Here is a 22,096-nt window from a genome sequence, read left to right as displayed (position 1 = left end):
GTAAGCCTGACCCTGAGCCACTGAGCGGACGAAAACGCCCTCATACTGTACTACAAACAACGCTCGAAGTCGGCTGGCAGCTCGTTTTTCGTTCGCCCTCATAAAATCTGTCAGGCCGTCAGGGGTGACACCTCTTTTCTTCGTCAAATGCTTTGGGTACCGACTCCTGGCCAAAATCTTACCTTACCCCTCGACTTTCTTAGCAAACTTTGCTAATATTCTCAAACAACTCCCAGAACTTTTCGGTGCATACACATTGTTTGCGCAGTTCACCCCTATTGTATCCATATTGTGTACTTTCTTCCAAGCGACGCTCACTCTTTTTATTATAGCCCCGCGCAGTGTTCTTTATGTGGAGGTGAAACGCCATGTAGCAATTATATTTTATCGGTGTAAACAGCCATCGTACTCAAGTTTTGAGGGGGAGTGGGTCGAATGAACAGAGGTACGACTCTGAGCTTCGCTGCGATTTTTATCCTGACGGGGTGTGGCCAAATTAAATTGGAAAGCGGGAGCAATGAACACAATATTACTACAAATGCGGAGGTGAATACAGAGTTCAAAGCGTTGGCATTGAATCCTACTTCTCTACCACTCACGACTTGGCTAGCTCACCAGAAGACGCTACACCCCATGCTATATCCGAGCGTAATCTTCAATGCGAAGGTAGCTAAATCTTTGAGTGCTATAGGCATAGCAGGTTCTGTCGGATCAGCCATTGATCTTGGTACGTCGCGTTATACAGAGAAGTATGAGGGTGGTCCTGGCGATTTTGAAAGATGGACTACTATTATATACGTACCCTTAATAAACTATCCAGAGCTATACCTTCTTATTCAAGAAATTAAAATTACCAATTATTTAGAGGTGAGCGACAGACTCCGACAAATCACATCATACATCAGCCTAGTCGGATTATATAAGACGGAGTATTCAAATGGCGTATTTAGATCGGTAGTTTATGATCCAGATACAAACACCGCTGCTCTAAGTATTACTTCTGACTCTGAAAACAAACTCACAACTCAGTCTTTGGATGGCACTTTTCAAACTGCCTCCTTAACACTAACATTTGGCATGAATCCATCATTGCAGAGCACCAGAAACTTGTTTACTAGTCCCAGCGTAGGATCGCTCTCTAATCAATCAACGATGCTCAAACCTCAAACGGTCACGTATGAGAAAGGCGCAGGGGTAGATTATTGCGTAACAAGAATTGTTAGGGGAGAAGATGTAACAACATGTTATTCTGGTAAGTATGGCAGTTACGGGTACACAGTATCATACCCGGACTGTATGCCTTTTTGGAATGCATTTATATCAGCTCAAAGCGCTTTCTACGACAGCACGGTTTTTGTGGTGGGTGGCGCTCTTGCCCTAAAATCCTCAATGACAGCAAAAGAGAAGGACAATAGTGCAATCGGTGGAAGTGCTCTAGCTTTCATTGGAACACTAAAGGACAGCGCAGTCAAAGCTGGTAAAATGGCATCTGCCAACAATTCATACGCTGAATGCAGGAAAAAATAGTATAAATAGTGCCAGAAAGCTTAAAAATAGTATACAAAATATAGTGCTTTATATTTATATACTATGTGACTAGGCAGTGTAGAAAGGAGGAGGGATGTGGGTAGTTCAAAGTGGAGAGATGGATTGGACTTAGTATTATTCTGCTGCCTGTCTTTCTGGATATTAAATTATCTAATTCATTATGATGATGAGTGGTCTATAGTAGAATGGATGAGCTTACTGGGTTTAATTCTGCTGCTCAGGGTCGTCATTTCAAAGCTAAGAACGGTATTTAAATCAGTGCTTAGGTATGTATCTCATCGAGAATAGAAAGCTTTCGTAGAAGAGCAATAGTAAAACTCCGCCTGCTACAACGAATCAAGGCAGGCGGAGCTTCGCGTGGACGCCGTAAATTACTTCAAGATGGCGTCGAGGTCGAGGGTCGGCAGGGACAACCGCTGGAGCGTCACCGCGTCGGCGGCGGCGCGGGCCTGGACGAACGCCTCGGGCAACACCGTGCCGTCGGGCGTCGCGTCCACCTGCACGAAGGCGGCGCGGGCAACCTGCGCGTTTTGCCAGGTGCCGGAACCGGAGACCGTGGGTCGGCCCTGGGCGTTGAGCGTAACCCGATCGTCGCTGTCGGTGATCACGAGGCGGTTGCCGTTCCCGGTGGACTCGCCCAGGATGGCGACGAGTTGGGCCTCCCCGTTCGAGACCGCCGAGAGGAGCAGGCCGAAATCGGAGCCGCTGGGCGTCGCGCAGGTGTCGTCCGCGCACAGGGCGTTCGTGCCGAGACCACCGTTCTTCGCCTCGTCTGTCTCGTCTCCGCGCGTGGTGATGCTCAGGGTGCCCAACTTGTAGGAATTGTCGGGCAACTTCGCGGCCCAGACCCAATCGCCGACATAGGGAACGCGCGTCTTGTCGGCATCTTCGGTCGCCGAGGCATCGGGGTTGTAGGCCCCCTCGACCACGGGGGTCGGTGTGGTGGTGTCGTCGCGATTACAGGCCGTGAGACCGAGGATCAGGGCACCAGCGATCAGGATATGTTTCACGTCGTCTCTCCTTCGGGGCGAGGGGGGCGGTCGTCGTGGGGCCGCTGTGAAATGGGAATCGAGCGCGGTTTGAGGAGCCTAACTCTCTCCGGGTCTCTTTTCGTGAAAGAGGTCACGGAAGCGGACTTGGGTGCTCCCGTCCCACCGCTCACGGCCTCACCGAACGCTGGGCACCATGCGCTGCAACTCGCGGAGCGCGGCGGAGTTGATCCGCTGGCTGGTCACGCCCGCCGCCGCCGCCCTTGCCTGGGTGAAGGCGGCGGGCAGGGTGACGTTCAACTCCGCCGCCGTCTCTGCCGGGTCAGCATCCACCTGCACGAAGGCCACCTTCGCCGCCTGCTCGGCCCCCCCGGTCGTCTCGATCCACGTGCCGGCCCCGGCGATGACCGCTTTGCCGTCCGTGCTGGCGCTCACGGCAGAGTCGGTGTCGAGCATGGCGAGCTGGTTAGACCGGGGTGTCGTCGTGCTGTTGGGATCACCGTAGACCGCCGACAGCCGCGCCGCACCGTTCACGACGAAGGTGCTGATCACCCCGTAGCTGGCCCCGTAGGCGGTCGTGCAGGCGTCGTTCTGGCACAGGTAGCCGTTGCCGACACCGCCGTTTTTTGCGGTGTCGGTGGGCGTCCCCCGAGTGTCGATCCTGACGACGCCCTGACGTGAGGTCCCGTCGGACAACTGCGCCACCCAGGCCCAGTCGCCGAGGTACGGCACACGGGCGTCCGCCGACTCCTCGGCGCTGGGAGCGGGGTTGTAGGGGTAGGGGTCGCCCGGCGTTGTAGGGGTTGTAGGTGTGGTCGGGGTCGTGGGCGTCTCGCCACCACTCCCACCGCCACCACAGGCCACGAGACCGAGAGCCAGCGTCCCGGTAAGCAGAAGTTTTCTCAACACTCTTTCCTCCTTGATTCGAATGGCGCTCAGCTTATGTTCTGCGGCTGATGAGCATCTGTTGGTCATCAACCGCCGACATTGAGGAACCCTTGGTGCATCAGGAGATTGCCACAGACAGGACCGGGAGTGGTGCGGTCCGCCGCGTTCTATCCTCCTCGCATGCCCGCCCCCCTCCCACCCGAACTCCACGTCGCCACCCGGCTCGCGCTGGAGGCGGGCGAGTTGCTGCGGGGCCACCTGCGGCGCGGCCTGAGCGTGGAACACAAGACGAGCGCCGACGACCCCGTGACCGCCGCCGACCGCGAGGCGTCCGACCTGATCCTGGCCGGGCTGCGCGCCGCCTTCCCGGACGACGGCCTGCTCAGCGAGGAGGCCGCCGACAGCCCGGCGCGGCTGGGTGTGGAGCGCGTGTGGATCGTGGACCCCATCGACGGCACGAAGGAGTTCACGACGGGCAGTCCCGACTTCGCCGTCAGCATCGGCCTGGCGGTCGGTGGTGAACCCGTCCTGGGGGTGGTGTACGCGCCCGCGACCGACGAACTCTTCGCCGGGGTGGTCGGCGTCGGAGTGACGAGGAACGGGGAGGCGGCAGGCTTCAACAGCCGGACCGCATATGTGGTCAGCGTGTCGGACACGGAGTACAAGCGGGAGCTGCACCGCCACGACCTGCCCGGCATGTCGCCCAGCGGTTCCATCGCCCTGAAGCTGGCGCGCATCGCGGCGGGCGAGGCGGACGTGACCTTCACGATGAGTCCGCGTAGCGAGTGGGACATCGCGGCGGGACATGCCCTCGTGCGGGCGGCGGGGGGCGACCTGCGGCGGCGCGATGGTCGGCCCGTGCGCTACAACCTGACCCGGCCCCACATCGAGCAGGGGTTGCTTGCGGGGCGAACTGACGCGATTGATTGGCTGGAGGGCGAACTGGCGGCGCGAGAGCTGCCCACCGCCCACCTCGGCCTGACGGGCGAGGACCCCGCGTGGGGGGTGCTGGCGGAGGAGGACCGCGCCGCCCTCGTCGGGCATCCCGGCGTCTTCGTGCGGCACGCGGGGGGGCGCACCCTCGCGCTCCTCGTGGTGGGTGAGGGCGGGACGGTGGAGCGGGCGGAGGGGGACGCCTTTCACCTCGAGCGCCTGACGCGGGACGTGACGCGGGCGCTGGGTACCCTCGGTCAACCGTCACCGGGAACCGGAACGGGGAGGCTAGACTGACGCGCATGGGTGTGGGGGCGCAAGAGACAGGCATTCGCTGGGGCCGCGTCACCCTGAAGCCCGTGCCGGAGTTCACCCCCGCCGAGTGGGGCACCCTCTATCGCTTCTTCCGCGACCGCGAACTCGCCGACTGGAACGCGGCCAAGCCCATCCGCCTCCCCGAATGGCTCTTCCGCCGGGTCATGCTGGAGGAGGAGGACACGGGCGAGCGCGCGGGCTTCGGCGTGCTGAGTGAAACCGGCACCCTCATCGGCAGCGCGGAGCTGTACGACCTGCGCCCCCCGCCCCCCAGCACGCCGACCGTCGCCACGCTGGGCGTCATGATCGGCGTGAGAACGCTGTGGGGCCAGGGCTACGGGCGCGAGGCGGTGATGGCCCTGCTGCTGTGGGCCTTTGGGGGGGAGGAGGCGGGGGGCCGCCGCGTACCGCTCTCCCGCGTCCGGCTGACGACCTTCGGGCACAACCGCCGCGCCCAGCGGGCCTTTCTGGCGTGCGGCTTCCGCGAGGTGGGCCGCACCGAGGGGCCGGGCCGCACCGACGTTCACATGGAGATCACGAGAGGAGAGTGGCAAAGTGCGCGTGCTGGTGCCTGATCTGCCCGACTTCCGCGAGCTGCGGGTGGAGGGCGTGGAGTTTGCCTTCTATTCCCGCGACCACGCCCCCGAGGGTGAGGCCGAGGGGCTGGTGCTGTGGCTCGCCACCGCCGAGCTGCGCGGCGAGTTGTTGCGGCGATCCGGCCTGGGGTGGGTCCTCACCCTCACGGCGGGCATCGAGCATGTGGCGGGCGCATTGGCGGAAGGCGTCGCCCTGTACAACGCCCACCGCCTGCACGACCGCGCGGTCGCCGTCCACACCGCCGCCGGAATGCTCGCCGCCGAGCGCGGCCAGCACCGCTTCCGCGACGCACAGCATGAGGGACGCTGGGCACCGACGACCGACCTCGGCACGCTGGACGGCAGGCAGGTCGTGATCTGGGGCTACGGGCACATCGGGCGGATTCTGGAGGAGATGCTGACGCCGTTCGGGGCGCGCGTGACGGGCATTCGCTCGCGCACGCCGCAGGCCGAACGCGACGCGGCGCTCTCCGGGGCCGACTGGGTGGTCCTCCTGCTGCCGAGCACGCCGGAGACGCGCGGTCTCGTGAATGCCGATCTGCTCGCCCGCCTGAAGCCCGGCGCATGGATCAGCAACCAGGGGCGCGGCAACCTGATCGTCACCGCCGACCTCCTCGCCGCGCTGGATTCCGGCCATCTCGGCGGCGCGGTCCTGGACGTGACCGACCCCGAGCCGCTGCCGGAGGATCATCCGCTGTGGTCCCGGCCCAACGTCGTCATCACGCCGCACATCGCCTCCACGACCGCCGACCTCTTCGCGCGCGGGGCTGAGTACACGCAGGCTTTCCTCACGGAGCTGGTGGGTGGGCGGGAACCGGAGGGGCGGGTGGAGCCAGGCCGTGCGTACTGAACAGGCCGGGCAACTGCTGGTGGCCGCGCAACTGGGCCTGCTGGCGCTCATCCTCGCGGATGGAATCAGAACCCGGCCACGCCCTCGCACCGTGCGGGTGGCGGGCACGCTGGTGGGCCGCGCCGGACTCCTCCTCGCCGTGTGGAGTGCCCGCTCTCTGGGTCGGCAACTGACCCCGCTGCCCGACCCGGTGCCCGGCGGCGTGCTGGTGGAGCGTGGACCCTACCGCGCCGTCCGTCACCCGCTCTACACGGGCCTGCTGCTGGCGAGCCTCGGTTGGACGGTGGCGCGCGGCGGGCGGCTTTCTGCACTGGGAACCGCCCTCCTTGCTGTGGTGTTGAACGTCAAGGCCGCCCGCGAGGAGGACGCCCTGACCCGCACATATCCGACCTACGCCGCCTACCGAGCGCGCACGGGTCGCTTCCTGCCGCGCTGGCGTTGAGGGGCGTCAGGACAGGCTGACCGTGGACCGCTTCTGCGCCGGAGCTTGAATCATGGGCAACTCCCGCCGATGGTCCGCAATCAACCCGCCCCCCAGCAGCCTCGGCCCGGCGTACAACACCGCGCTCTGACCCGGCGCGACGGCGAACTGGGGTTCCTCGAAGCGCAGCTCGAAGCCGGATTCATCGGCGCGAATGACCGTAGCCTTCACCGGCTTCGTGCGGTAGCGCACCTGCACCTCCACCTCACGCGGCAACTCGGCGAGGTCGAGGAGGTAGTTCGCCGCCTCGGCCCGCAGCCCCGGCCACAAGCAATCCTCGTAATCGCCGACCCAGACCGTGTTTGTCTCCGGGTCGAGGTGGACGACGTGGCGGACGCGGTGCGACTGGTACAGGCCGAGGCCCTTCTTCTGCCCCAGCGTGTAGAACTGGGTGCCCAAGTGTTCGCCGACGACCTCGCCGGTCTTGATCTCGCGGATGAGGCCCTGACTCTGCGGCAACTGCTCGGCCACGTAGTCCTGCACCTTGCCGGGCACGAAGCAGATGTTCTGGCTCTCCGGCTTGCGGGCGGTGACGAGGCCGCGCGCCTCGGCGATCTCGCGGACGCGGGGTTTCTCCAGCTCGCCCACCGGAAAGAGGATGTACGGCAACGCCCCCTTCGGCGTGCCCCACAGGAAGTACGTCTGGTCCTTGCGGGGGTCGTCGCCCCGCCAGAACTCGACCTCGCCGCGTCCGTTCTCGACCCGCTTGACGTAGTGGCCGGTCGCCACATAGCGGCAGCCCAGCATCTTCGCCTTCTTCACGAGTTCGTCGAACTTGACCTTCGTGTTGCAGTTCACGCAAGGGTTGGGTGTGCGGCCCCGCGCGTATTCCTCGATGAAGGGCAGGGCGATGTGGCGCTGGAATTGCTCGCGGTAGTCCAGCAGATAGAAGGGCACGCCGACCTGTTCGGCCACCCGGCGGGCCTCGTAGGCGGCGTCGGGCGAGCAGCAGGTGTCGAAGGTGTCCACGCGCTTGTCGTCGGGCCAGAAGCGCATCATCGCGCCGACGACCTGATAGCCCGCGTCCTTCAGGAGCGCCGCCGAGACGCTGGAATCCACGCCGCCCGACATCGCACACAGAACGCGCTCACCCGTCATACGGCGCAGAGCCTAGCAGGCGGGAGGGGGGAAGGACCGTGAGGGCGGTGGGGAAGCGGCCAGCCGCCAGCTTCCAGCGGCCAGCGGGCCGGAAGCCGTGAGCAGGAGAGACCGACGTTCAACACATCTGAACAAAGAACGCTTGTCACCCTGAGCAAAGCGAAGGGTCTCATCCAGCTTGTTTCGAGATGCCTCGCTGACGCTCAACATGACAATTCTGATGTTCCCGAGCCTGTTTGTAGCTCACACCGCCCGCGCTACCCTCTGCCCCTGAAGGCGGCTGTTGCTGCGGGCGATGAGGACGGTGCCCAGCACGGTCGGCCCCAGCGCGTAGAGCCAGAAGGCGACCCCGCCCTGACCCAGCGGCTCCACGTTGACGAGGAAGGCGGTCCACGCGCCGATGTACGACGATCCCATCATGGTCACGTGGGTTTGCAACCAGCCCGCCGCCCGCCCCGCGTTTCCGGCCCGCCGCGCCGCCCGCATCCTCCAGATCGCCCACCAGCCGACGCCCACCCAGCCGAGCGTGAGCAGCCCGATCACGAGCAGCAGCACGCTGCCCCCCTGCCAGGCCAGCGGCACCGAGAGGACGGCCATCAGCAGCATGCACACGGCGTAGACGCGGCCTACCCGGCGGTGCCACACGGCGCGGGGGCCGAACTTGGGCAGCAGCAGGGCGGCGAGGCCGAGGAGAAAACCGCCCGCTCCCGCCAGAACGTGAACGCCGAGCATCAGGTCGTGTGGGTTCATGCTAGTCCTCCTCGGGCGGGACGTACTGCCGGAGCCGCGCCTCCACGAGTTCCAGGCTGCGGCGCAGGCCCCGCAACTCCGCGTCGCTCAGGCCCGCGAGCGTGTGGACGGCCAGCCGCGTGGCCGCCGGACCCGTGCCCCCCAGCCGCGCCCCACCCGCCGCGCTGAGGCTCAGGCGGTGGCTGCGGCGGTTCTCGCCGGGGCGGCGCACCAGCCACCCGCGCTCCACCAGCCGGGCCACGATGCCCGTGACGCTGGGCCGCTCCAGCAGCAGGTGGTCGGCCAGCGCCGACGGCGTGACCCCCTCTCCCCCGTCCAGCTCGTGAACGGCGAGCAGGGTGCGGAACTGGGCCTGCGTCAGCCCGTCCGCCTGGAACTGGCGGTCGAACTCCGCCGTCATGCTCGTCCCCAGCCGCATGAGGGCGGTGCAGACCCACGCCGCCGTCTCGTCTCGCTCCATAGTTTGTATCCTAACAGTTAGGGTAGGAACAAACAAGGAGGTAGTTACGCTCCATCCAACGCAAGGGCGAACCCCGCGCGGTGGCTCAGGCCGAGGGGTGGGAAGCCGACAGCGCGGGCGGCCTCGTCGCCGTAGAGGGCCGCGAAGATGGTCGGCCAGTGGGTGCTGTCCAGGTGGGGGCACAGGACCTCGCGGGTATAGGCCAGTTCCTCGGCGTTGATATGAATGTGCTCACCCGCGAACCGGGCCGCCTCCCCCTCCTGCGTCAGATGGTCCCGGAGCGTGATGGGGAGGCCGAGGCGTCGCTGTCGGAGTGCCCGCACGACCGAGCCGCAGACCTCCGAGAAGACGGCCTGGAACGACACGGGGCTATCCGTCCACAATTGCACCGTCACCCAGCGGTCGAACCCCACGGCGGGGCGGTCCTGGGGCAGTCCGTCGTATTTCCCCTGAAAGCGCCACTCGGCGTCCGTGAGCCAGCGTTGCGTCCAGCCGTTGCGCGGTTCGTCCACCACGACGAGGAGGAGGCGCAAACAGTCGGGAGAGGTGTGCAGCCGTCGCACCATGTCCTCACACGCTTGGGCGGCGATGCCCTCGGCGTCCAAAGAAATGAGCGCGTCCAGATATTCAGCCTGCCTCTTCCCCATCGGGCTGAAGGCACCGAGCGGCAGGAACTCCGGCCCACTATGGATCAGGCTCACGTAGGCGCGGAAACGCGCCATGACGCCCTCCACGTCGTACAGGGCGCGCAACTCGCGCAGGACGGGGTGGACGGAGAGGCGCATGGGGGCAGTGTGCGCCCCCGCCCCGCTGCCGCACATGAGCCGGATGGCCTGACCCGCCCCTAGACTGTCCCGCGTGATTCCCCGCGCCAGCCTCCACGCCGCCGCCGACCGCTTCGGCACGCCGCTGTACGTGTACGACGCCGCCGAGATGGACGCCGCCCTCGCCCGCGTGCGCGGGGCGTTCGGGGACGCGCGGGCGTTCTACGCGATGAAGGCGAACCCGAACCTCACGCTGCTCTCGCGGCTGCGTGTGGCGGGCGTGGGCTTCGAGTGCGTGAGCGCCGGGGAAATCGCGCGGGCCGAGCATGTGGGGGCGTGGGGCGACGACCTCATCGTGAACGGCCCCGCCAAGTCACGGGAGGAGTACGCGGCGGGCGGGCGGCTGGGGGCGACCTTCGTGGTGGACCGGGAGGAGGAGGTGGGCCTGCTGCCCCCCGGCTCGCGGGCGCTCGTGCGGGTGAATCCGGCGCTGGAGGTCAGCACCCACGACCACCTCGCCACGGGGGCGGCGGGCAGCAAGTTCGGGGTGACGCTCGCGCAGGCGACGGGCGTGCTGCGGGCGCTGCGGGAGGGCGGACACCACGCGCTCGGGCTGCACGTCCACATCGGCTCCGCGATTCGGGACGCGGGGGACTTCGGGGCCGCCTTCGCCCGGCTCGCGGACTTGCGCGCCCACACGGGAGAGGTGGAGGTGCTGGACGTGGGCGGCGGCTGGGGGCTGGACGCCGACCTCCCCGGCATCGCGCGGGCGGCGCGGGCGGCGGCGGACGTATTCGGGGCGCGGCTGTGGGTGGAACCGGGGCGGTATCTCGTGGCGCGGGCGGGCACCCTCCTGACGCGGGTGGTGGGCACGAAGCGCACGGGCCGGAATTTCCTCCTCGTGGATGCGGGCATGACCGAGCTGCTGCGGCCCATGCTGTACGGGGCCGAGCATCCCGTCACCGCGCTGTGGAACGGTGAGCGGGCGGAGGTCTGGGACGTGGCCGGACCCGCCTGCGAGAGCGGCGACCTCCTCGCGCGGGACGTGACGCTGCCCGCGCCGACCCCCGGCGACCTCCTCGCGGTGGGGGACGCGGGGGCCTACGGAGCGGCGATGAGCGGCACCTACCTCACCCGTTCCCGCCCTGCCGAGGCGCTGTGGGAGGGGGGCGAGTGGCGGCCCATCCGGCGGCGGGAGAGACCGGAGGACGTGTGGGCGGCGGAGGTGGGAGCGGCGAAGTTCTGACCCTCAGAACCAGTTCTCCACCCTCAATCCCTCCACACGCCCGAACTCGCGGGTATTGTGCGTGACGAGCGTCAAATCGAGGGCCAGCGCGTGCGCGGCAATCAGCGTGTCGAGCGCGCCGATAGGTGTGCCCTGCTGCTCCAGCACACTCCTGACCTCACCGCAACACCACGCGGCCTCCGGTCCAAAAGGGACGACTTCGAGCGGCTGCACAAATCCCTCCAGCACCACCCGGTTTCGGTCCGACCGACTCTTCCCGACGCCGTAGCTCAACTCCGCGAGAGTCAGGCTGGACAGGCCGACGGCATCTGGCGGATGCTGCACGAAGCGTTGGGCGACCTGCGGCGGTCGCCGATTCATGATGTAGATACAGATATTGGTGTCCAGCAGGAACTGCAACGCCATCTACAGGTCCCAGTCGCGTTCCTGCACGGGCGGCTGATTGCGCTCGAGGGGTCTTTCCAGTTCGGGCAACTCCTCGTACCAGCGGGTCCAGAACTCCCGCTGTCCCTCCGGCGAGTGCGGCAGCAGCAGCACGCCGTTCCCCACGCGCTTGAGTAAGACCTCCTGGCCCTCGAATTGAAAGGCTTTGGGCAGGCGCACGGCCTGACTGCGGCCATTGCGAAACAGTTTCGCAGTCGTCATGGTTTCTCCCGACCCCGAGTCTAGCCCGTATGGTCTAGACCATCCAGCTCCTAACCCCGGCTCCACGCCGCCGCCTGCCCCAGCGCGTCGGCGGCGGCGTCCACCTCTCCTGCCGTGGTCGCCCGCCCGAAGCTGAAGCGGAGGGTGGCCCGCGCATCAGGCTCGCTCAGGCCGAGGGCGGTGAGGACGTGGCTGGGCTGCATCGTCCCGGCGGCGCATGCGCTTCCGGCGCTCGCGCACACGCCCAGCAGGTCGAGGTTCATCAGCAGCGCCTCCCCGTCCGCACCGGACAGGGTCACGGAGGCGACCTTCGGGCTGGCGTCCGGCGGGTGGTTCACGCGCAGACCGGGGATGGCCGAGACCCGCTCCAGAAACCGCCGCCGCATCGCGCCGAGGTGGGCGAAGGTCGCCTCCCGCTCCGCCTCCGCTTGGGTGAGGGCCACCCCTGCCGCGTAGACGCCCGCCGTGTTCTGTGTGCCGGGACGAAGACCGCCCTCCTGCCCGCCGCCGTGGGTGATGGGGGGCAGTGTGGCCCCGCGCCGCACGTACAGGAAACCAACCCCGCGCGGCCCGCCCCACTTGTGGGCGCTGAAGGTCGCGTAAGTGACGCCCCAGCCGTTCAGGTCGAGCGGCAGCACGCCGGGTGCCTGCACCGCGTCGGTGTGGGAGGGCACGCCCCGCGCGGCGGCCACGGCGGCGAGCGCGGCGGTGTCCTGCACCGTGCCGATCTCGTTGTTCGCATGGTGGATGGACACAAGGGCGGTGTCGTCGCGCAGCACCTCGGCGAGTTGGTCGGGGTGGTAACGCCCGTGCGCGTCCGGCGTCAGGAAGGTCACGTCCCAGCCGTGGGCCGCCAGCCAGCGGGCGGGCGCGAGGACCGCCGAGTGCTCGGTGGGCGTGGTGACGAGGTGGCCGGGCCGGCTGTGGGCCTCCGTCCACGCCTGCGCCACACCGAGCAGAACGTGGTTGTCCCCCTCCGTGCCGCCCCCGTTGGCCGTCAGGGTGCGCGGGTCCACCCCCAGGGCGGTGGCGACGCGGGCGCGGCCCTCCTCCAGCCGCTCGCGGGCGGCCTGCCCCGCCGCGTGGACGGAGGCCGGGTTGCCGGGCAGGGCGGCGGCCAGGGCGTAGGCGTCCAGCGCCTCGCGTGTTATGGGATGGGTGGCGGCGTAATCGAGGTAGATCATGGGAGGTGGGAGGTAGGTTGGGGGGTGTAGGGGAAGGGAGTTGGGCAGTGGGGGTGGTCACGTCGCCCCCTCACCCCGGCCCTCTGCTTCGCAGCTCTGCGAGTCACCCACGAGGGGAGAGGGAGAAAAGAAGCTAGGGCTTGAGCTTTTAGCTCCTCCCCCTTGAGGGGGGAGGCCGGGAGGGGGTGAACAGGCCTGGCACCCGAGAAGGCGAATCCTCCAACTGCCCCCGCCCCTCCCACACCCCACACCCCACACCCCACACCCCACACCCCCTACGGCGTGACCGTCGTGTACTCCACCCCGTTTTGCCGGATCACGAACACCACGTCGCCCGTGACCGAGATACCGCGCTGCTCGGCGGTCGCGCCCGCGAGCTGCGTGCTGTCGGTGGCGGCGAGGATTTCGCGCTCGCCGCCCGCGTCGCGCACGGAGATCGTGTACGACCCGGCGGGCAGGTCGCTGGGAAAGACGTAGCGGAAGTCCACGGTGCGGGCACCCTCGGCGGCGGCGGGATCGGTCGCAGTGCCCTCCGGCGTCGTGAGCGGAGTGGCGGGAATCTGCTCGGGCGAGAGGGGCTGGGTCGTAGGCGTGTCGGGCACGGGGTCCGGCACGGCCTCGGGGGTGGCGGGCGGCGTGGTGGGGGTGACGGGGGGCGGAAGGGGCAGGTCGTCCGCCGGGCGGCTCGGCGTGGTGTAGCGGGTGGTGGCGACCGTCAGGGTGACGGGGCTGCCCACCCGGACGCGCACGTAGGGGGCGGGCGTCTGCTCCAGCACGGTGTCCTCCGGGGCGTCGCTGGCCCGCTCGACGACCCGGTTCACGACCAGCCCGGCGGCGCGGGCGTGCTCGCGGGCGGCGTCGTAGCTCAGGCCGGTCAGGTCGGCGATCCAGGTGTCCTGCCCCCGAACCCCGGTGGAGACCATGATCTGCACGGGCTGGCCGCGTTGCAGGTTCGATCCCGCCTCCGGCACCTGCGCGACGATGCGGCCCTCCGGGGTGCGGGTCAACGTGCCGTCCACCCGGACGACCTGCCCTAGCGTCAGGGCCGTGTCCCGCAGCGCCGCGCGGGCCTGCGCCACGGTGAGTTCCTCCAGACGCGGCACGACGAGGCTGGGGGGGTTGTTCACCGTCAACGTGACGAGGCGACCCACGGGGAGGCGGGTGCCCCCGGCGGGGTCCTGCCGGATGACGGCCCCGATGGGCACGTTGCTCGCGTCGCCGAGGGCGTACTCCACCCGGAAGCCCGCGCGGGTCAGGCTCTCGGCGGCGGCCTGCGCTCCCTTTCCCGTCACGGCCACCACGTCGCGCACGGGCGGGTTGAGGTAAATCTGCGCCGCCTGCGCCCCCAGATACCCGGCACCGCCCAGCAGCAGCAGCCCCGGAATGAAGGTGAGCCACGCCCCCGGCTGCCGCCTGCGCCGCACCCGTCCGCCGTTCAGACCCGCGAGCGCCGAGGCGTTCAGGCGGGCGGCCTCCTCGGCGGTGCGCTCCGGGGGCGCGGGCCGCAGGTAGGCGACGCGGACCTCTCGCCCGTCCACCACCACGTCCGCGTCGGGCAGGGCGTAGCGGTGTTCGGCGAGCTGGTCGGCGAGGGCGCGCACCGCCTCCAGCGTCTCCTCCTGCTTGCGGGGCTGGGCGGCAAATTCGGCGAGGGGCATGCCCGCCACGGGCTGCCACACCGCGTAGTACGCGCCGGGCCGCGTCACCACGTCCGTCAGTCCCGCCGGGCTGATCGCGCGCAGGGCCGTGCGGTAGGCGTGGAAGCCCTGACGGTCGGCGGGCGAGGCGATGTCGAACCATGCCAGCCGCCGGGTCACGCCCTCGCCCGCGCGCACCTCGCTGAGGGTGAGGTTGCCCTCCCGCGCGAGTTCGCGCACGACCTCGTACTTGCCGTCAATGACCCCTGCCTGCGCCGTCATGCGCCGCCCAGCATAGCGCGGGCGGGTGAGGAGGTGGGGAGGAGCGGTCAGCGGTCAGCGGTCAGCTTCGAGCATGAGCAGATGCTTTTCAGCCCCTCCCCCTTGAGGGGGGAGGCTGGGAGGGGGTGAACGGGCCTGGCCTCCCAAAAAACGAAATCGTCAACTCCCCCCAACCTTCGGCAGAAGGAAGTTACAGCCCAACCCCCCGCGCCACCCAGTACGCCCCGAAGCCTCCCAGAATCCCCAGCGCCAGATTCCGGGTGCGCCACATCAGCAGCCCTCCGACCACGCAGCCGACGAGGCGGCGGGGCCACTCGGGACTCCCCAGCACGTCGGGGACGATGAGGGCGGCGAACACGCTTACGGGCACGAAGCGCAGGAAGGCGAGCCAGAAGGGCGGCAGGCGCAGGCGACCCAGGCTCAGGCCGAGGAGCCGCGCCGGGTACGTGACCGCCCACATCAGGAGGATGACGACGGGGATGCTCACGCGCCCTCCCCCGCCCCACCCCGCCGGGTCACGAGCACCGCGCCGAGGAGCGCCCCGCCCACCCCGGCGAGCAGCACGACGAGTCCGCCCGGCAGCACGCGCGACAGGCCCCACGCCCCCAGCCCGGAGAGCAGCGCGACCGCCACGGCGGGACGGTCGGTGAGCACCGGCACGAGCAGGCCGAGGAAGGCGAGCGGGAAGACGACTCCCACGCCGAGCGCGGCGGGGTCGGGCAGCACGGCACCCGCGAGCGCCCCGGCGAGGGTGGCGGCGTTCCATACGGCATACAGGCTGAGTTCCGCGCCGAGCAGGAAGCCGAACGAGAGGCCCCCCGGCTCACGCGGCCCGCTCACCACCGCCACCCCGTACGCCTCGTCGGTGAGGAACTGCGCGGCGACGAGGCGTTCCCCCCGCGTGAGGCGCACCTGCCGCGCGAGACTCAGGCCGTACAGCACATGCCGCGCGTTGAGCAGGAAGGTGGTCGCCACGATGCCCCACCCGGACGCCCCCGCCCCGAACAGCCCCGCCGCCGCGAACTGCGAGGCCCCCGCGAAGACGGTCAGGCTGAGGAGTTGGGTCTCCCACACGCTCAACCCCGCCGCCCGCGCCGTGATGGCGTAGGCGACCCCAAAGGGAACCATGCCGAGCCACAGCGGCAGCAGCGCGCGGAAGCCGCGCCCGAACGCGGGCCAGAAGGGGGAGGGAGGGGAGGCCGTCACCATGCCGCCGAGGCTAGCGGGTGAAGAAGGGGCGCGTCCTGCTCACGTCCACTCCGCCCTGTGTGTCTTCGACCCCTGGTCCTTCCCGTGGCTGCAAGAATGACGGGCGTGACCGACCCCCACCTCCACACCCTCCTGTCCCTGACCGCCGCCGACGCGCTGGGGGCGGCGACGGAGTTCAAGACGCCGGAGGCCATTCGCGCCCGCTACGGCGAGACCTTCACCGAGTACCAGCCCGGCAGCGTCTTCGGCTTCGCGCCCGGCGAGGGCACCGACGACAGCCAGATGACCGTGGCGACCCTGCTGGGCTACGCGCGGGGCGGCGGGCTGGAAGGGGTGCGGCTCGCCCTGCATGCATGGCTGGACGCCGGGCCGCCCGACGTGGGCAGCCTCACCCGCTCGGCCCTGCACTTCGATTCGCTCGACGGGGGCGCGCGGGCCTGGACGGCGAGCGGCTTCGAGAGCGCGGGCAACGGCGGACTTATGCGCGTGGCCGCCGTATGGGTTGCGGGCCTCACGACGGGGGCGCTGGCCCGCGAGTCGGCGGCGGTGACGGCCCTCACCCACGCGGACCCGCGCTGCGTTCACGCCTCGGTGTTCCTGACGGCCTTTCTGGAGGCGCTGGATACGGGAGCGGCCTACCGAGACGCGGCGGAGGCGGCGTTGCGGGTAATGGACGGGCTGGACGCCCTCGCCACGCTACGGGATGCCGAACTCCTCGGCTTGGACACCCGTGAGGCCCACGCCGCCTTCAAGGAGCGGGACCGCGCCGCCCGCGCCGGGGTGCGCGCCCGCGTCCGCTCCGGGCTGGAGGGGCATGTCACCTCGCAGAGCGGCTTCGTGCTGGACACGCTGGAGGCGTCGGTCGCCCACGCGCGCGGGACGGACTGGCTCGCCTGCGTGGAACCCGTCGTCCTGCGTGGCGACGACAGCGACACGGTGGCCTGCGTGGTGGGGGCCATTGTTGGGGCGCGCGGCCTGAGCCTCCCCGATCACCTGCTCCCACCCCTGCGGCTGGGGCACACGTGGCCGGGCTGGGAGCGGCATTGGGCGTGCGTCACGCACTTTCCGGCGGTGGTCGCGGGGGCACGGCACCGCCCGCCCGCCTGAGCTGTCCAGCCCAACGGGGACACATGGGTAGTCTTCCGGCCCTCCGGCATGCATAGTGGGGGAGTTATGCGGGCTTCCAGGGGGAGGCCCCGCCGGGGTGAATCTTGACGAACCTTCTCTCTGTGGTGGACGTGATCGGGCTGCTGCTCTTCTCGCTGTACGCGGTGCAGCACGTCCTCAGCGCCCTCCAGCCGCGCCCGAAGCCGCCCACGGCAGCCTCGGGCGTTCACCTGACGTTCCTGATTCCCGCCCTGAACGAATCGGCGGTGATCGCCGCGACCCTGGACAACCTGCGCGATACCGTGCCGGACGCCCGCATCGTGGTGATCGACGACGCCTCCGACGACGGCACCGACCGCCTCGTGGCCCGCGCCGCCGGGCGTGACCCGAACATCACGCTGCTGCGCCGGGAGTTCCCGGAGGCCCGGCAGAACAAGGGCCGGGCGATGAACTGGGCGGTCGCCCGGCTGATCGGCGACTCCCCCCTGAAGGGCAGCGACTTGAGCCATGAGGTCTTCGTGGTCCTCGACGCCGACGGGCGGGTGGGGCCGGACTTCGCGCCGCAGGTGCGCGGGGCCTTCGCCGACCCGCGCGTGATGGCGGCGCAGGGCTGGATGCGCTTCCGGCAGACGGGCGCTCCCGCCGGGCGGCGCGGCCTGTGGGCGCGGATGCTGCTCTTCCAGCAGGATTTGGAGACCTTCATCGTCGGCCATATCCAGCGGCTGCGGGCGCTCGGCGGCGCGGTGTCGCTGACGGGCAACGGCCAGTGCATGCGCGCGAGCTACGTGGCCGATCAACTGGCGCGCGGGGTGCAGCCCTGGCCGGACGTGCTGCTGGAGGACTTCGCCAGCGCCGCCGAGGTGCGGCTGCACGACCCCTCGCACCGCATCGCCCTGCTGACGGCGCACGTGAGCCAGCAGGGGATGGTGGAGCTGTCCCCCTTCGTGCGGCAGCGGACGCGCTGGACGCAGGGGGCGATGCAGTGTCTGGCCTACCTGCCCCGGCTGTGGCGGCGGCCCGTCCACCCGGTCACGCGGCTGGACTTCTCGTACTTCATCCTCGTGCCGTGGCTCAATCCCCTGCTGCTGCTGAGCATCCTGAGCCACCCGCTGCGCCGCCTCTTCGGCTGGGAGGGCCTCGCGCTGCCCGGCTGGGTGGGCGTGGTCCTGACGGTGCTGCCGCTGGGCATCCAGCTCAACTGGGCGCTACGCTACCGCGCCGAGCGGGGCCTGGGCTGGTGGGCGGTGCCGTACACCCTCCTCAGCCTGCCGGTCTACAGCGCCGCCCTGTTCCTGAGCATGCCCCGCGCCTACTACAACCACTTCACCGGGCGACGCGCGTGGTACAAGAGCGTCCGCCACGACGACCGCGCCCCCGTAGAGCCGGACCCCGGCCCGGCCCGCCGCGAGGGAACGGGGAACCTGACCTCGGGCGACTGAGGGTGGGTGGGGAGGGAGGGGACGCTACGCGGATGGCGTCCCCTCCGTCCTGGATCAAGGCGGACCTGACGCCTACTCCACCGGCTCGCCGCGCTGGAGCCGCACCGCCCGCACGAGGTTCTGATACATCAACGCGCTCGTGAGGGGACCGACGCCCCCCGGCACGGGCGTCTGGGCACGAACGGGCAGGTCCGGCAGGGCGTCGCCGACCACCCCGCCCGCCGTGACGTTGATGCCCGCGTCGATGACGATGTGATGGGGCCGGACATGTTCGGGGCGGAGCAGCCCAGCGCGACCCACGGCGACGACCACTCCATCCTGCCCCGCCAGAACGTCCCCGAGGTCGCGGGTGTGTTCGTTGCAGAGGGTGACGGTCACGCCCCGGTTGTTGAGCATGAAGGTCAGCGGGCGGCCCACAGTGCGCCCCGGCCCGATCACGGCGATCCGGCGTCCGCGCAGATCGTCGCCCAGCGCCTGCCGCAGCAGGAAGCGCACGCTCCGGGGGGTGGGCGGCAACAGCGCCTCCGGCTCCCGGCCCGCCGCGATGAGGGCGAGGTTGGCGGGCGTCAGGCCCTCCACGTCCTTGCGCGGGGCGAGGTGGAGCAGCGCCGCGTCGGCATCCAGGCCGGGCGCGAGCGGGAGTTCCAGCATGACGCCGTGAACGTCCTCCTGCGCGGAGAGGTCGCGCAGGGCCGCGTGCAGGTCCTCCTGCGTCGCCTGCGGCCCCAGGTCGCGCCCCGTGAAGCGCACGCCGAGGCGACCGGCCCGCCGCGCCTTGCTCTCCACGTACACGCGCGAGGCCGGGTCGTCGGAGGCGAGGACGCTCACGAGATGCGGCTGAAAGCTCCACCCGGCGAGGGCCGCCCGCACGCCGCGCGTCACCTCGTCTGCCAGCGGCTTGCCGAGGAGAGGGTGGGATTGGTGGTCGGTCATGGGGTCCTTTGAGGGTTAGTGTCGTGGAAAGAGGCGGGAGACAGGCTAACTTTTGGGGACGCCAGGCTCGTTCACCCCCTCCCAACCTCCCCCCTCAAGGGGGAGGGGCTAAAAACAAATACCAAACACCTCTGGCTTAAAGCTCTGGGCTGACCGCTGACGGCTAAGGGCTGACCGCTCCCCTCAATGCCGGAAGTGCCGCGACCCCGTGAACACCATGCTCACGCCGAGGTCGTTGGCGGCGGCGATCACTTCGGGGTCGCGTTTGGCCCCGCCCGGTTGCAGCACGGCGGTCACGCCCGCCCCCGCCGCGAGACGCACCACGTCGTCGAAGGGGAAGAACGCCTCGGAGGCGAGGACCGCGCCGCGTGCCCGCTCGCCCGCGTTCGCCACCGCCCGCTCGGCGGCCCAGATGCGGCTCACCGCCCCGGCACCGAGGCCGACCGTCACGCCGTTCCGGGCGAGGACCACCGCGTTGGAGCGCGCGTGCTTCACGACGGCCCAGGCGAAGCGCAGGTCGAGCCACTCCTGCTCCGTCGGCTCGCGGGTCGTCACGACCTCCGGGCACAGGTCGTCCCAGGGGCGGGTGTCGCGCTGCTGGACGGCGAAACCCCCGGCGAGGGGACGCACGTCCAGCGGGCCGGGATTCGCGTCCGGCGCGGCGACGAGGACGCGCAGGTCGGGTTTCTTGGCGGCGAACCACTCCACCGCCTCAGGGCTGACCTCGGGGGCGATCAGGACTTCGAGGAAGGTGCCGCGCATCGCCTGGGCCGCCACGAGGTCCACCGGGCGACTCACCGCGACCACGCCGCCGAAGACGCTGAGGGTGTCGGCGTCGCGGGCCTGCTCCCAGGCGGCCCGCACCGTGTCCGCCACGGCCACGCCGCAGGGGTTGGCGTGCTTGACGGCCACGCAGACGGCGCGCGTCCCGGCGGGCTGGTCCTCCTGCACCGCCAGTTCCGAGGCGAGCGCCCAGGCCGCGTCCGCATCCGCGTAGTTGTTGAAGCTCATGGGCTTTCCGGCGACCACGCGGGCGTCGAGCACCGGGCCGCGCTCGTTCCCGACCCGGTACACCGCTCCCGGCTGGTGGGGATTCTCGCCGTAGCGCACGCTCGCCACCCGCGAGAGGTTGAGGGTGAGACGTTCGGGCAGCGCCTCCGTCCCGTCCGTGCCCTCCAGATAGGCCGTGATCGCCGCGTCGTACTCCGAGGTGTGGCGGTAGGCCTTCGCGGCGAGGCGGCGGCGGTCGGTCTCCGGGACCTCATCCTGTAGGGCGAGGGAATAGTCGGCGGGGTCCACGAGGACCAAGACGCCCGCGTGGTTCTTCGCCGCCGCGCGGATCATCGCCGGGCCGCCGATGTCGATGTTCTCGACGGCCTCCTCGAACGCGGCCCCGCGCGCCACCGTCTCCCGGAAGGGGTAGAGGTTCACGCACACGAGGTCGATGGTCCCGATGCCGTGCGCGGCGAGTTCAGCGAGGTGCCCCGCCTCCCGCCGGGCGAGGATGCCGCCGTGGACGCTCGGGTGGAGCGTCTTAACCCGCCCATCCAGAATCTCGGGGAAGCCCGTCACGTCGCTCACCGCCGTTGCGGGCACGCCCGCCGCGTGCAGGGTGGCAAGGGTGCCGCCCGTGCTCAGCACCTCCCAGCCGCGCTCCACCAGCGCCCGCGCGAAGTCCTCCACGCCCGTCTTGTCGCTCACCGAGATCAGCGCCCGTCTTGCCATGCCCTAGCCTCCACCGCGAGAAAAGAGACGCGGACGCTCCCGCCCCCACGGCGGCGCATCCGACCCAGGCGCGCGATCTGTTCCCTCTGCGGGGCGGCTTCCCCGTGGTGTCGCCCCACGTTCAGCGCCAGTCGCCGCCCCGATCTGGGGTCAGGATACACGGCGCGCGGTTGGACGGGGAACGTTGGAATAGACGTTGAGCGGGGACGGGAATGTTTGAGGGCGAAGGCAGGCTCACGCTGAACCGGGGAACCGAATGGACATGTTCAGGGAGGATGCTCAAGGGGACCAAGCCCGTTGGGCAAGCTTCACTTGCCACCCCCCACCCGGCCTCCCCCGCAATGGGGGAGGAGCAGAACAACAGCGTTTTTCGTCTTTCTGTCTTGCTCGGGATGTTGAGATCACTGCGTCAACAGACTTCCAAGCTCTGCCGGACGAAAAACCCAGCTCAAACACTTCCCGGATTCGGCGGCGTCTCGTGCGTTACGCTTCCACCGTCCATTCCCACGCCGATCACGCCGCGCAACTCGTCCAGCGCGGCCCGCTCTCGGTCGCTCACCTGCTCGCCACCGATGCCGAGGAAGCCGCCCTCCTTCGCCGCGCCCGCCGTGCGCTCGGCGACCGACCACAGCAATTGGCGGTAGGCGGCGGCGTCCTCCGGACTGGTCTTGCTGCTGACGAGCCACACGACCTGACGCACGGCCTCGATGCTCTGGGCGCGGGCGTCCTCCATCGTGCGGGCGCGTTCCTGTGGGGGGCGGCTCTGGGCGTCGGGCGGGGTGCCCATCAGGTCGGCGGCCATCGCCTCCAGCAGCGGCGTGCGGCCCGGCCCGCTGACCTGCTCGCGGATGGCGGCGGCGATGGCCTGCGCCTCCGCGACGAGGCCCGTCACGCCGCTGGGACTCGCCGCGACGACCGCCGCACCCACCCGGCCCGGCCCCGTCATGACCCTGAACCACTCGTCCGCCGTGAAATTGTCCTTGACGCCCATGCCCCACCTTAAGCCCCGGCGATGAA

The 22,096-nt window shown here is 68.9% G+C and carries 23 protein-coding genes and 1 riboswitch; of the genes, 8 read left to right on the top strand and 15 right to left on the bottom strand.

Going from position 1 to position 22,096, the window contains the following annotated elements; genetic code table 11:
* The first annotated feature begins 633 nt into the window (after positions 1-633).
* Complete coding sequence (locus V3W47_RS17790; protein ID WP_331826575.1) at positions 634-1,527, top strand: hypothetical protein; 894 nt, start codon at positions 634-636, stop codon at positions 1,525-1,527.
* A 392-nt stretch (positions 1,528-1,919) separates the two neighbouring features.
* Here V3W47_RS17790 and V3W47_RS17785 read toward each other — a convergent pair whose 3' ends face one another.
* Both V3W47_RS17785 and V3W47_RS17780 read right to left on the bottom strand, forming a co-directional pair.
* Entirely contained in the window at positions 1,920-2,558 is a 639-nt protein-coding gene (locus V3W47_RS17785; protein ID WP_331826574.1) for a hypothetical protein, read from the bottom strand.
* Positions 2,559-2,714: 156 nt separating this feature from the next.
* Positions 2,715-3,443 carry a hypothetical protein gene (locus tag V3W47_RS17780; protein WP_331826573.1) on the bottom strand — a complete coding sequence of 243 codons (729 nt, stop codon included), beginning with the start codon at positions 3,441-3,443 and terminating at the stop codon, positions 2,715-2,717.
* Positions 3,444-3,605: 162 nt separating this feature from the next.
* On the opposite strand from V3W47_RS17780, the gene V3W47_RS17775 reads away from it, so the two are divergent.
* Genes V3W47_RS17775 through V3W47_RS17760 form a run of 4 tightly spaced genes read left to right on the top strand, consistent with a single transcriptional unit; the run spans position 3,606 to position 6,561 of the window.
* On the top strand, positions 3,606-4,655 hold the full coding sequence (locus V3W47_RS17775; RefSeq protein ID WP_331826572.1) for a 3'(2'),5'-bisphosphate nucleotidase CysQ: 1,050 nt from the start codon (positions 3,606-3,608) through the stop codon (positions 4,653-4,655).
* 5 nt (positions 4,656-4,660) lie between these two features.
* The gene (locus V3W47_RS17770; protein ID WP_331826571.1) at positions 4,661-5,248 is read left to right on the top strand and encodes a GNAT family N-acetyltransferase; all 588 of its coding nucleotides are present in this window, start codon (positions 4,661-4,663) and stop codon (positions 5,246-5,248) included.
* Positions 5,229-6,119 carry an NAD(P)-dependent oxidoreductase gene (locus V3W47_RS17765; RefSeq protein ID WP_331826570.1) on the top strand — a complete coding sequence of 297 codons (891 nt, stop codon included), beginning with the start codon at positions 5,229-5,231 and terminating at the stop codon, positions 6,117-6,119. Before V3W47_RS17770 ends, V3W47_RS17765 begins: the two co-directional genes overlap by 20 nt.
* Positions 6,109-6,561 carry a methyltransferase family protein gene (locus V3W47_RS17760; RefSeq protein ID WP_331826569.1) on the top strand — a complete coding sequence of 151 codons (453 nt, stop codon included), beginning with the start codon at positions 6,109-6,111 and terminating at the stop codon, positions 6,559-6,561. Before V3W47_RS17765 ends, V3W47_RS17760 begins: the two co-directional genes overlap by 11 nt.
* 6 nt (positions 6,562-6,567) lie before the next feature.
* On the opposite strand, the gene mnmA is transcribed toward V3W47_RS17760, so the two are convergent.
* The 4 genes from mnmA to V3W47_RS17740 all read right to left on the bottom strand — a co-directional run bounded on the left by mnmA (position 6,568) and on the right by V3W47_RS17740 (position 9,693).
* On the bottom strand, positions 6,568-7,698 hold the full coding sequence (gene mnmA / locus V3W47_RS17755) for a tRNA 2-thiouridine(34) synthase MnmA (RefSeq protein ID WP_331826568.1): 1,131 nt from the start codon (positions 7,696-7,698) through the stop codon (positions 6,568-6,570).
* A gap of 243 nt (positions 7,699-7,941) precedes the next feature.
* Complete coding sequence (locus V3W47_RS17750; protein WP_331826567.1) at positions 7,942-8,448, bottom strand: DUF2306 domain-containing protein; 507 nt, start codon at positions 8,446-8,448, stop codon at positions 7,942-7,944.
* Between the two features lies 1 nt (position 8,449).
* On the bottom strand, positions 8,450-8,908 hold the full coding sequence (locus V3W47_RS17745) for a MarR family winged helix-turn-helix transcriptional regulator (protein WP_331826566.1): 459 nt from the start codon (positions 8,906-8,908) through the stop codon (positions 8,450-8,452).
* 44 nt (positions 8,909-8,952) lie between these two features.
* Positions 8,953-9,693: a hypothetical protein gene (locus tag V3W47_RS17740; RefSeq protein WP_331826565.1), complete on the bottom strand. Its 741-nt coding sequence runs from the start codon at positions 9,691-9,693 to the stop codon at positions 8,953-8,955.
* A 73-nt stretch (positions 9,694-9,766) separates the two neighbouring features.
* On the opposite strand from V3W47_RS17740, the gene lysA reads away from it, so the two are divergent.
* Positions 9,767-10,918, top strand: coding sequence for a diaminopimelate decarboxylase (gene lysA, locus V3W47_RS17735; protein WP_331826564.1), 1,152 nt, complete (start codon positions 9,767-9,769; stop codon positions 10,916-10,918).
* A gap of 3 nt (positions 10,919-10,921) precedes the next feature.
* On the opposite strand, the gene vapC is transcribed toward lysA, so the two are convergent.
* From vapC to V3W47_RS17705, 6 genes are all read right to left on the bottom strand, one after another.
* Complete coding sequence (vapC, locus tag V3W47_RS17730) at positions 10,922-11,323, bottom strand: type II toxin-antitoxin system tRNA(fMet)-specific endonuclease VapC (protein ID WP_331826563.1); 402 nt, start codon at positions 11,321-11,323, stop codon at positions 10,922-10,924.
* On the bottom strand, positions 11,324-11,563 hold the full coding sequence (locus V3W47_RS17725; RefSeq protein WP_331826562.1) for an antitoxin: 240 nt from the start codon (positions 11,561-11,563) through the stop codon (positions 11,324-11,326).
* A 50-nt stretch (positions 11,564-11,613) separates the two neighbouring features.
* Complete coding sequence (locus tag V3W47_RS17720) at positions 11,614-12,747, bottom strand: cysteine desulfurase family protein (RefSeq protein ID WP_331826561.1); 1,134 nt, start codon at positions 12,745-12,747, stop codon at positions 11,614-11,616.
* 275 nt (positions 12,748-13,022) lie between these two features.
* Complete coding sequence (locus V3W47_RS17715; RefSeq protein WP_331826560.1) at positions 13,023-14,666, bottom strand: PASTA domain-containing protein; 1,644 nt, start codon at positions 14,664-14,666, stop codon at positions 13,023-13,025.
* 190 nt (positions 14,667-14,856) lie between these two features.
* A complete protein-coding gene (locus V3W47_RS17710; protein WP_331826559.1) occupies positions 14,857-15,153 on the bottom strand; it encodes an AzlD domain-containing protein in 297 nt (98 codons plus the stop codon).
* Positions 15,150-15,875 (bottom strand): AzlC family ABC transporter permease, encoded by a 726-nt coding sequence (locus tag V3W47_RS17705; RefSeq protein WP_331826558.1) that lies wholly within the window; start codon positions 15,873-15,875, stop codon positions 15,150-15,152. The genes V3W47_RS17710 and V3W47_RS17705 overlap by 4 nt, the downstream gene beginning before the upstream one ends.
* A gap of 105 nt (positions 15,876-15,980) precedes the next feature.
* Between V3W47_RS17705 and V3W47_RS17700 the strand changes: the two genes are divergently transcribed.
* Complete coding sequence (locus tag V3W47_RS17700; RefSeq protein WP_331826557.1) at positions 15,981-16,982, top strand: ADP-ribosylglycohydrolase family protein; 1,002 nt, start codon at positions 15,981-15,983, stop codon at positions 16,980-16,982.
* 104 nt (positions 16,983-17,086) lie between these two features.
* On the top strand, positions 17,087-18,421 hold the full coding sequence (locus V3W47_RS17695) for a glycosyltransferase family 2 protein (protein WP_331826556.1): 1,335 nt from the start codon (positions 17,087-17,089) through the stop codon (positions 18,419-18,421).
* A gap of 72 nt (positions 18,422-18,493) precedes the next feature.
* Here V3W47_RS17695 and V3W47_RS17690 read toward each other — a convergent pair whose 3' ends face one another.
* The 3 genes from V3W47_RS17690 to V3W47_RS17680 form a co-directional block, all read right to left on the bottom strand.
* A complete protein-coding gene (locus V3W47_RS17690; protein ID WP_331826555.1) occupies positions 18,494-19,354 on the bottom strand; it encodes a bifunctional 5,10-methylenetetrahydrofolate dehydrogenase/5,10-methenyltetrahydrofolate cyclohydrolase in 861 nt (286 codons plus the stop codon).
* Positions 19,355-19,537: 183 nt separating this feature from the next.
* Positions 19,538-21,079, bottom strand: a complete 1,542-nt coding sequence (gene purH, locus V3W47_RS17685; protein WP_331826554.1) for a bifunctional phosphoribosylaminoimidazolecarboxamide formyltransferase/IMP cyclohydrolase — start codon at positions 21,077-21,079, stop codon at positions 19,538-19,540.
* A gap of 55 nt (positions 21,080-21,134) precedes the next feature.
* Positions 21,135-21,224: riboswitch (ZMP/ZTP riboswitch) on the bottom strand.
* Between the two features lie 303 nt (positions 21,225-21,527).
* Positions 21,528-22,070: a hypothetical protein gene (locus V3W47_RS17680; RefSeq protein WP_331826553.1), complete on the bottom strand. Its 543-nt coding sequence runs from the start codon at positions 22,068-22,070 to the stop codon at positions 21,528-21,530.
* Positions 22,071-22,096: the final 26 nt, after the last annotated feature.

Origin of the sequence: Deinococcus sp. YIM 134068, assembly GCF_036543075.1 — a bacterium.
GTDB classification, from domain to species: Bacteria; Deinococcota; Deinococci; order Deinococcales; family Deinococcaceae; genus Deinococcus; species Deinococcus lichenicola.
This window is presented reverse-complemented; position numbering and strand designations above follow the sequence as displayed.

Coding starts and splice junctions, on each gene's coding strand:
- V3W47_RS17790 (WP_331826575.1), top strand. CDS start 634: ATGCTATATCCGAGCGTAATCTTCAATGCGAAGGTAGCTAAATCTTTG.
- V3W47_RS17775 (WP_331826572.1), top strand. CDS start 3,606: ATGCCCGCCCCCCTCCCACCCGAACTCCACGTCGCCACCCGGCTCGCG.
- V3W47_RS17770 (WP_331826571.1), top strand. CDS start 4,661: ATGGGTGTGGGGGCGCAAGAGACAGGCATTCGCTGGGGCCGCGTCACC.
- mnmA (WP_331826568.1), bottom strand. CDS start 7,698: ATGACGGGTGAGCGCGTTCTGTGTGCGATGTCGGGCGGCGTGGATTCC.
- V3W47_RS17750 (WP_331826567.1), bottom strand. CDS start 8,448: ATGAACCCACACGACCTGATGCTCGGCGTTCACGTTCTGGCGGGAGCG.
- V3W47_RS17745 (WP_331826566.1), bottom strand. CDS start 8,908: ATGGAGCGAGACGAGACGGCGGCGTGGGTCTGCACCGCCCTCATGCGG.
- V3W47_RS17740 (WP_331826565.1), bottom strand. CDS start 9,693: ATGCGCCTCTCCGTCCACCCCGTCCTGCGCGAGTTGCGCGCCCTGTAC.
- vapC (WP_331826563.1), bottom strand. CDS start 11,323: ATGGCGTTGCAGTTCCTGCTGGACACCAATATCTGTATCTACATCATG.
- V3W47_RS17725 (WP_331826562.1), bottom strand. CDS start 11,563: ATGACGACTGCGAAACTGTTTCGCAATGGCCGCAGTCAGGCCGTGCGC.
- V3W47_RS17720 (WP_331826561.1), bottom strand. CDS start 12,747: ATGATCTACCTCGATTACGCCGCCACCCATCCCATAACACGCGAGGCG.
- V3W47_RS17715 (WP_331826560.1), bottom strand. CDS start 14,666: ATGACGGCGCAGGCAGGGGTCATTGACGGCAAGTACGAGGTCGTGCGC.
- V3W47_RS17705 (WP_331826558.1), bottom strand. CDS start 15,875: ATGGTGACGGCCTCCCCTCCCTCCCCCTTCTGGCCCGCGTTCGGGCGC.
- V3W47_RS17690 (WP_331826555.1), bottom strand. CDS start 19,354: ATGACCGACCACCAATCCCACCCTCTCCTCGGCAAGCCGCTGGCAGAC.
- purH (WP_331826554.1), bottom strand. CDS start 21,079: ATGGCAAGACGGGCGCTGATCTCGGTGAGCGACAAGACGGGCGTGGAG.
- V3W47_RS17680 (WP_331826553.1), bottom strand. CDS start 22,070: ATGGGCGTCAAGGACAATTTCACGGCGGACGAGTGGTTCAGGGTCATG.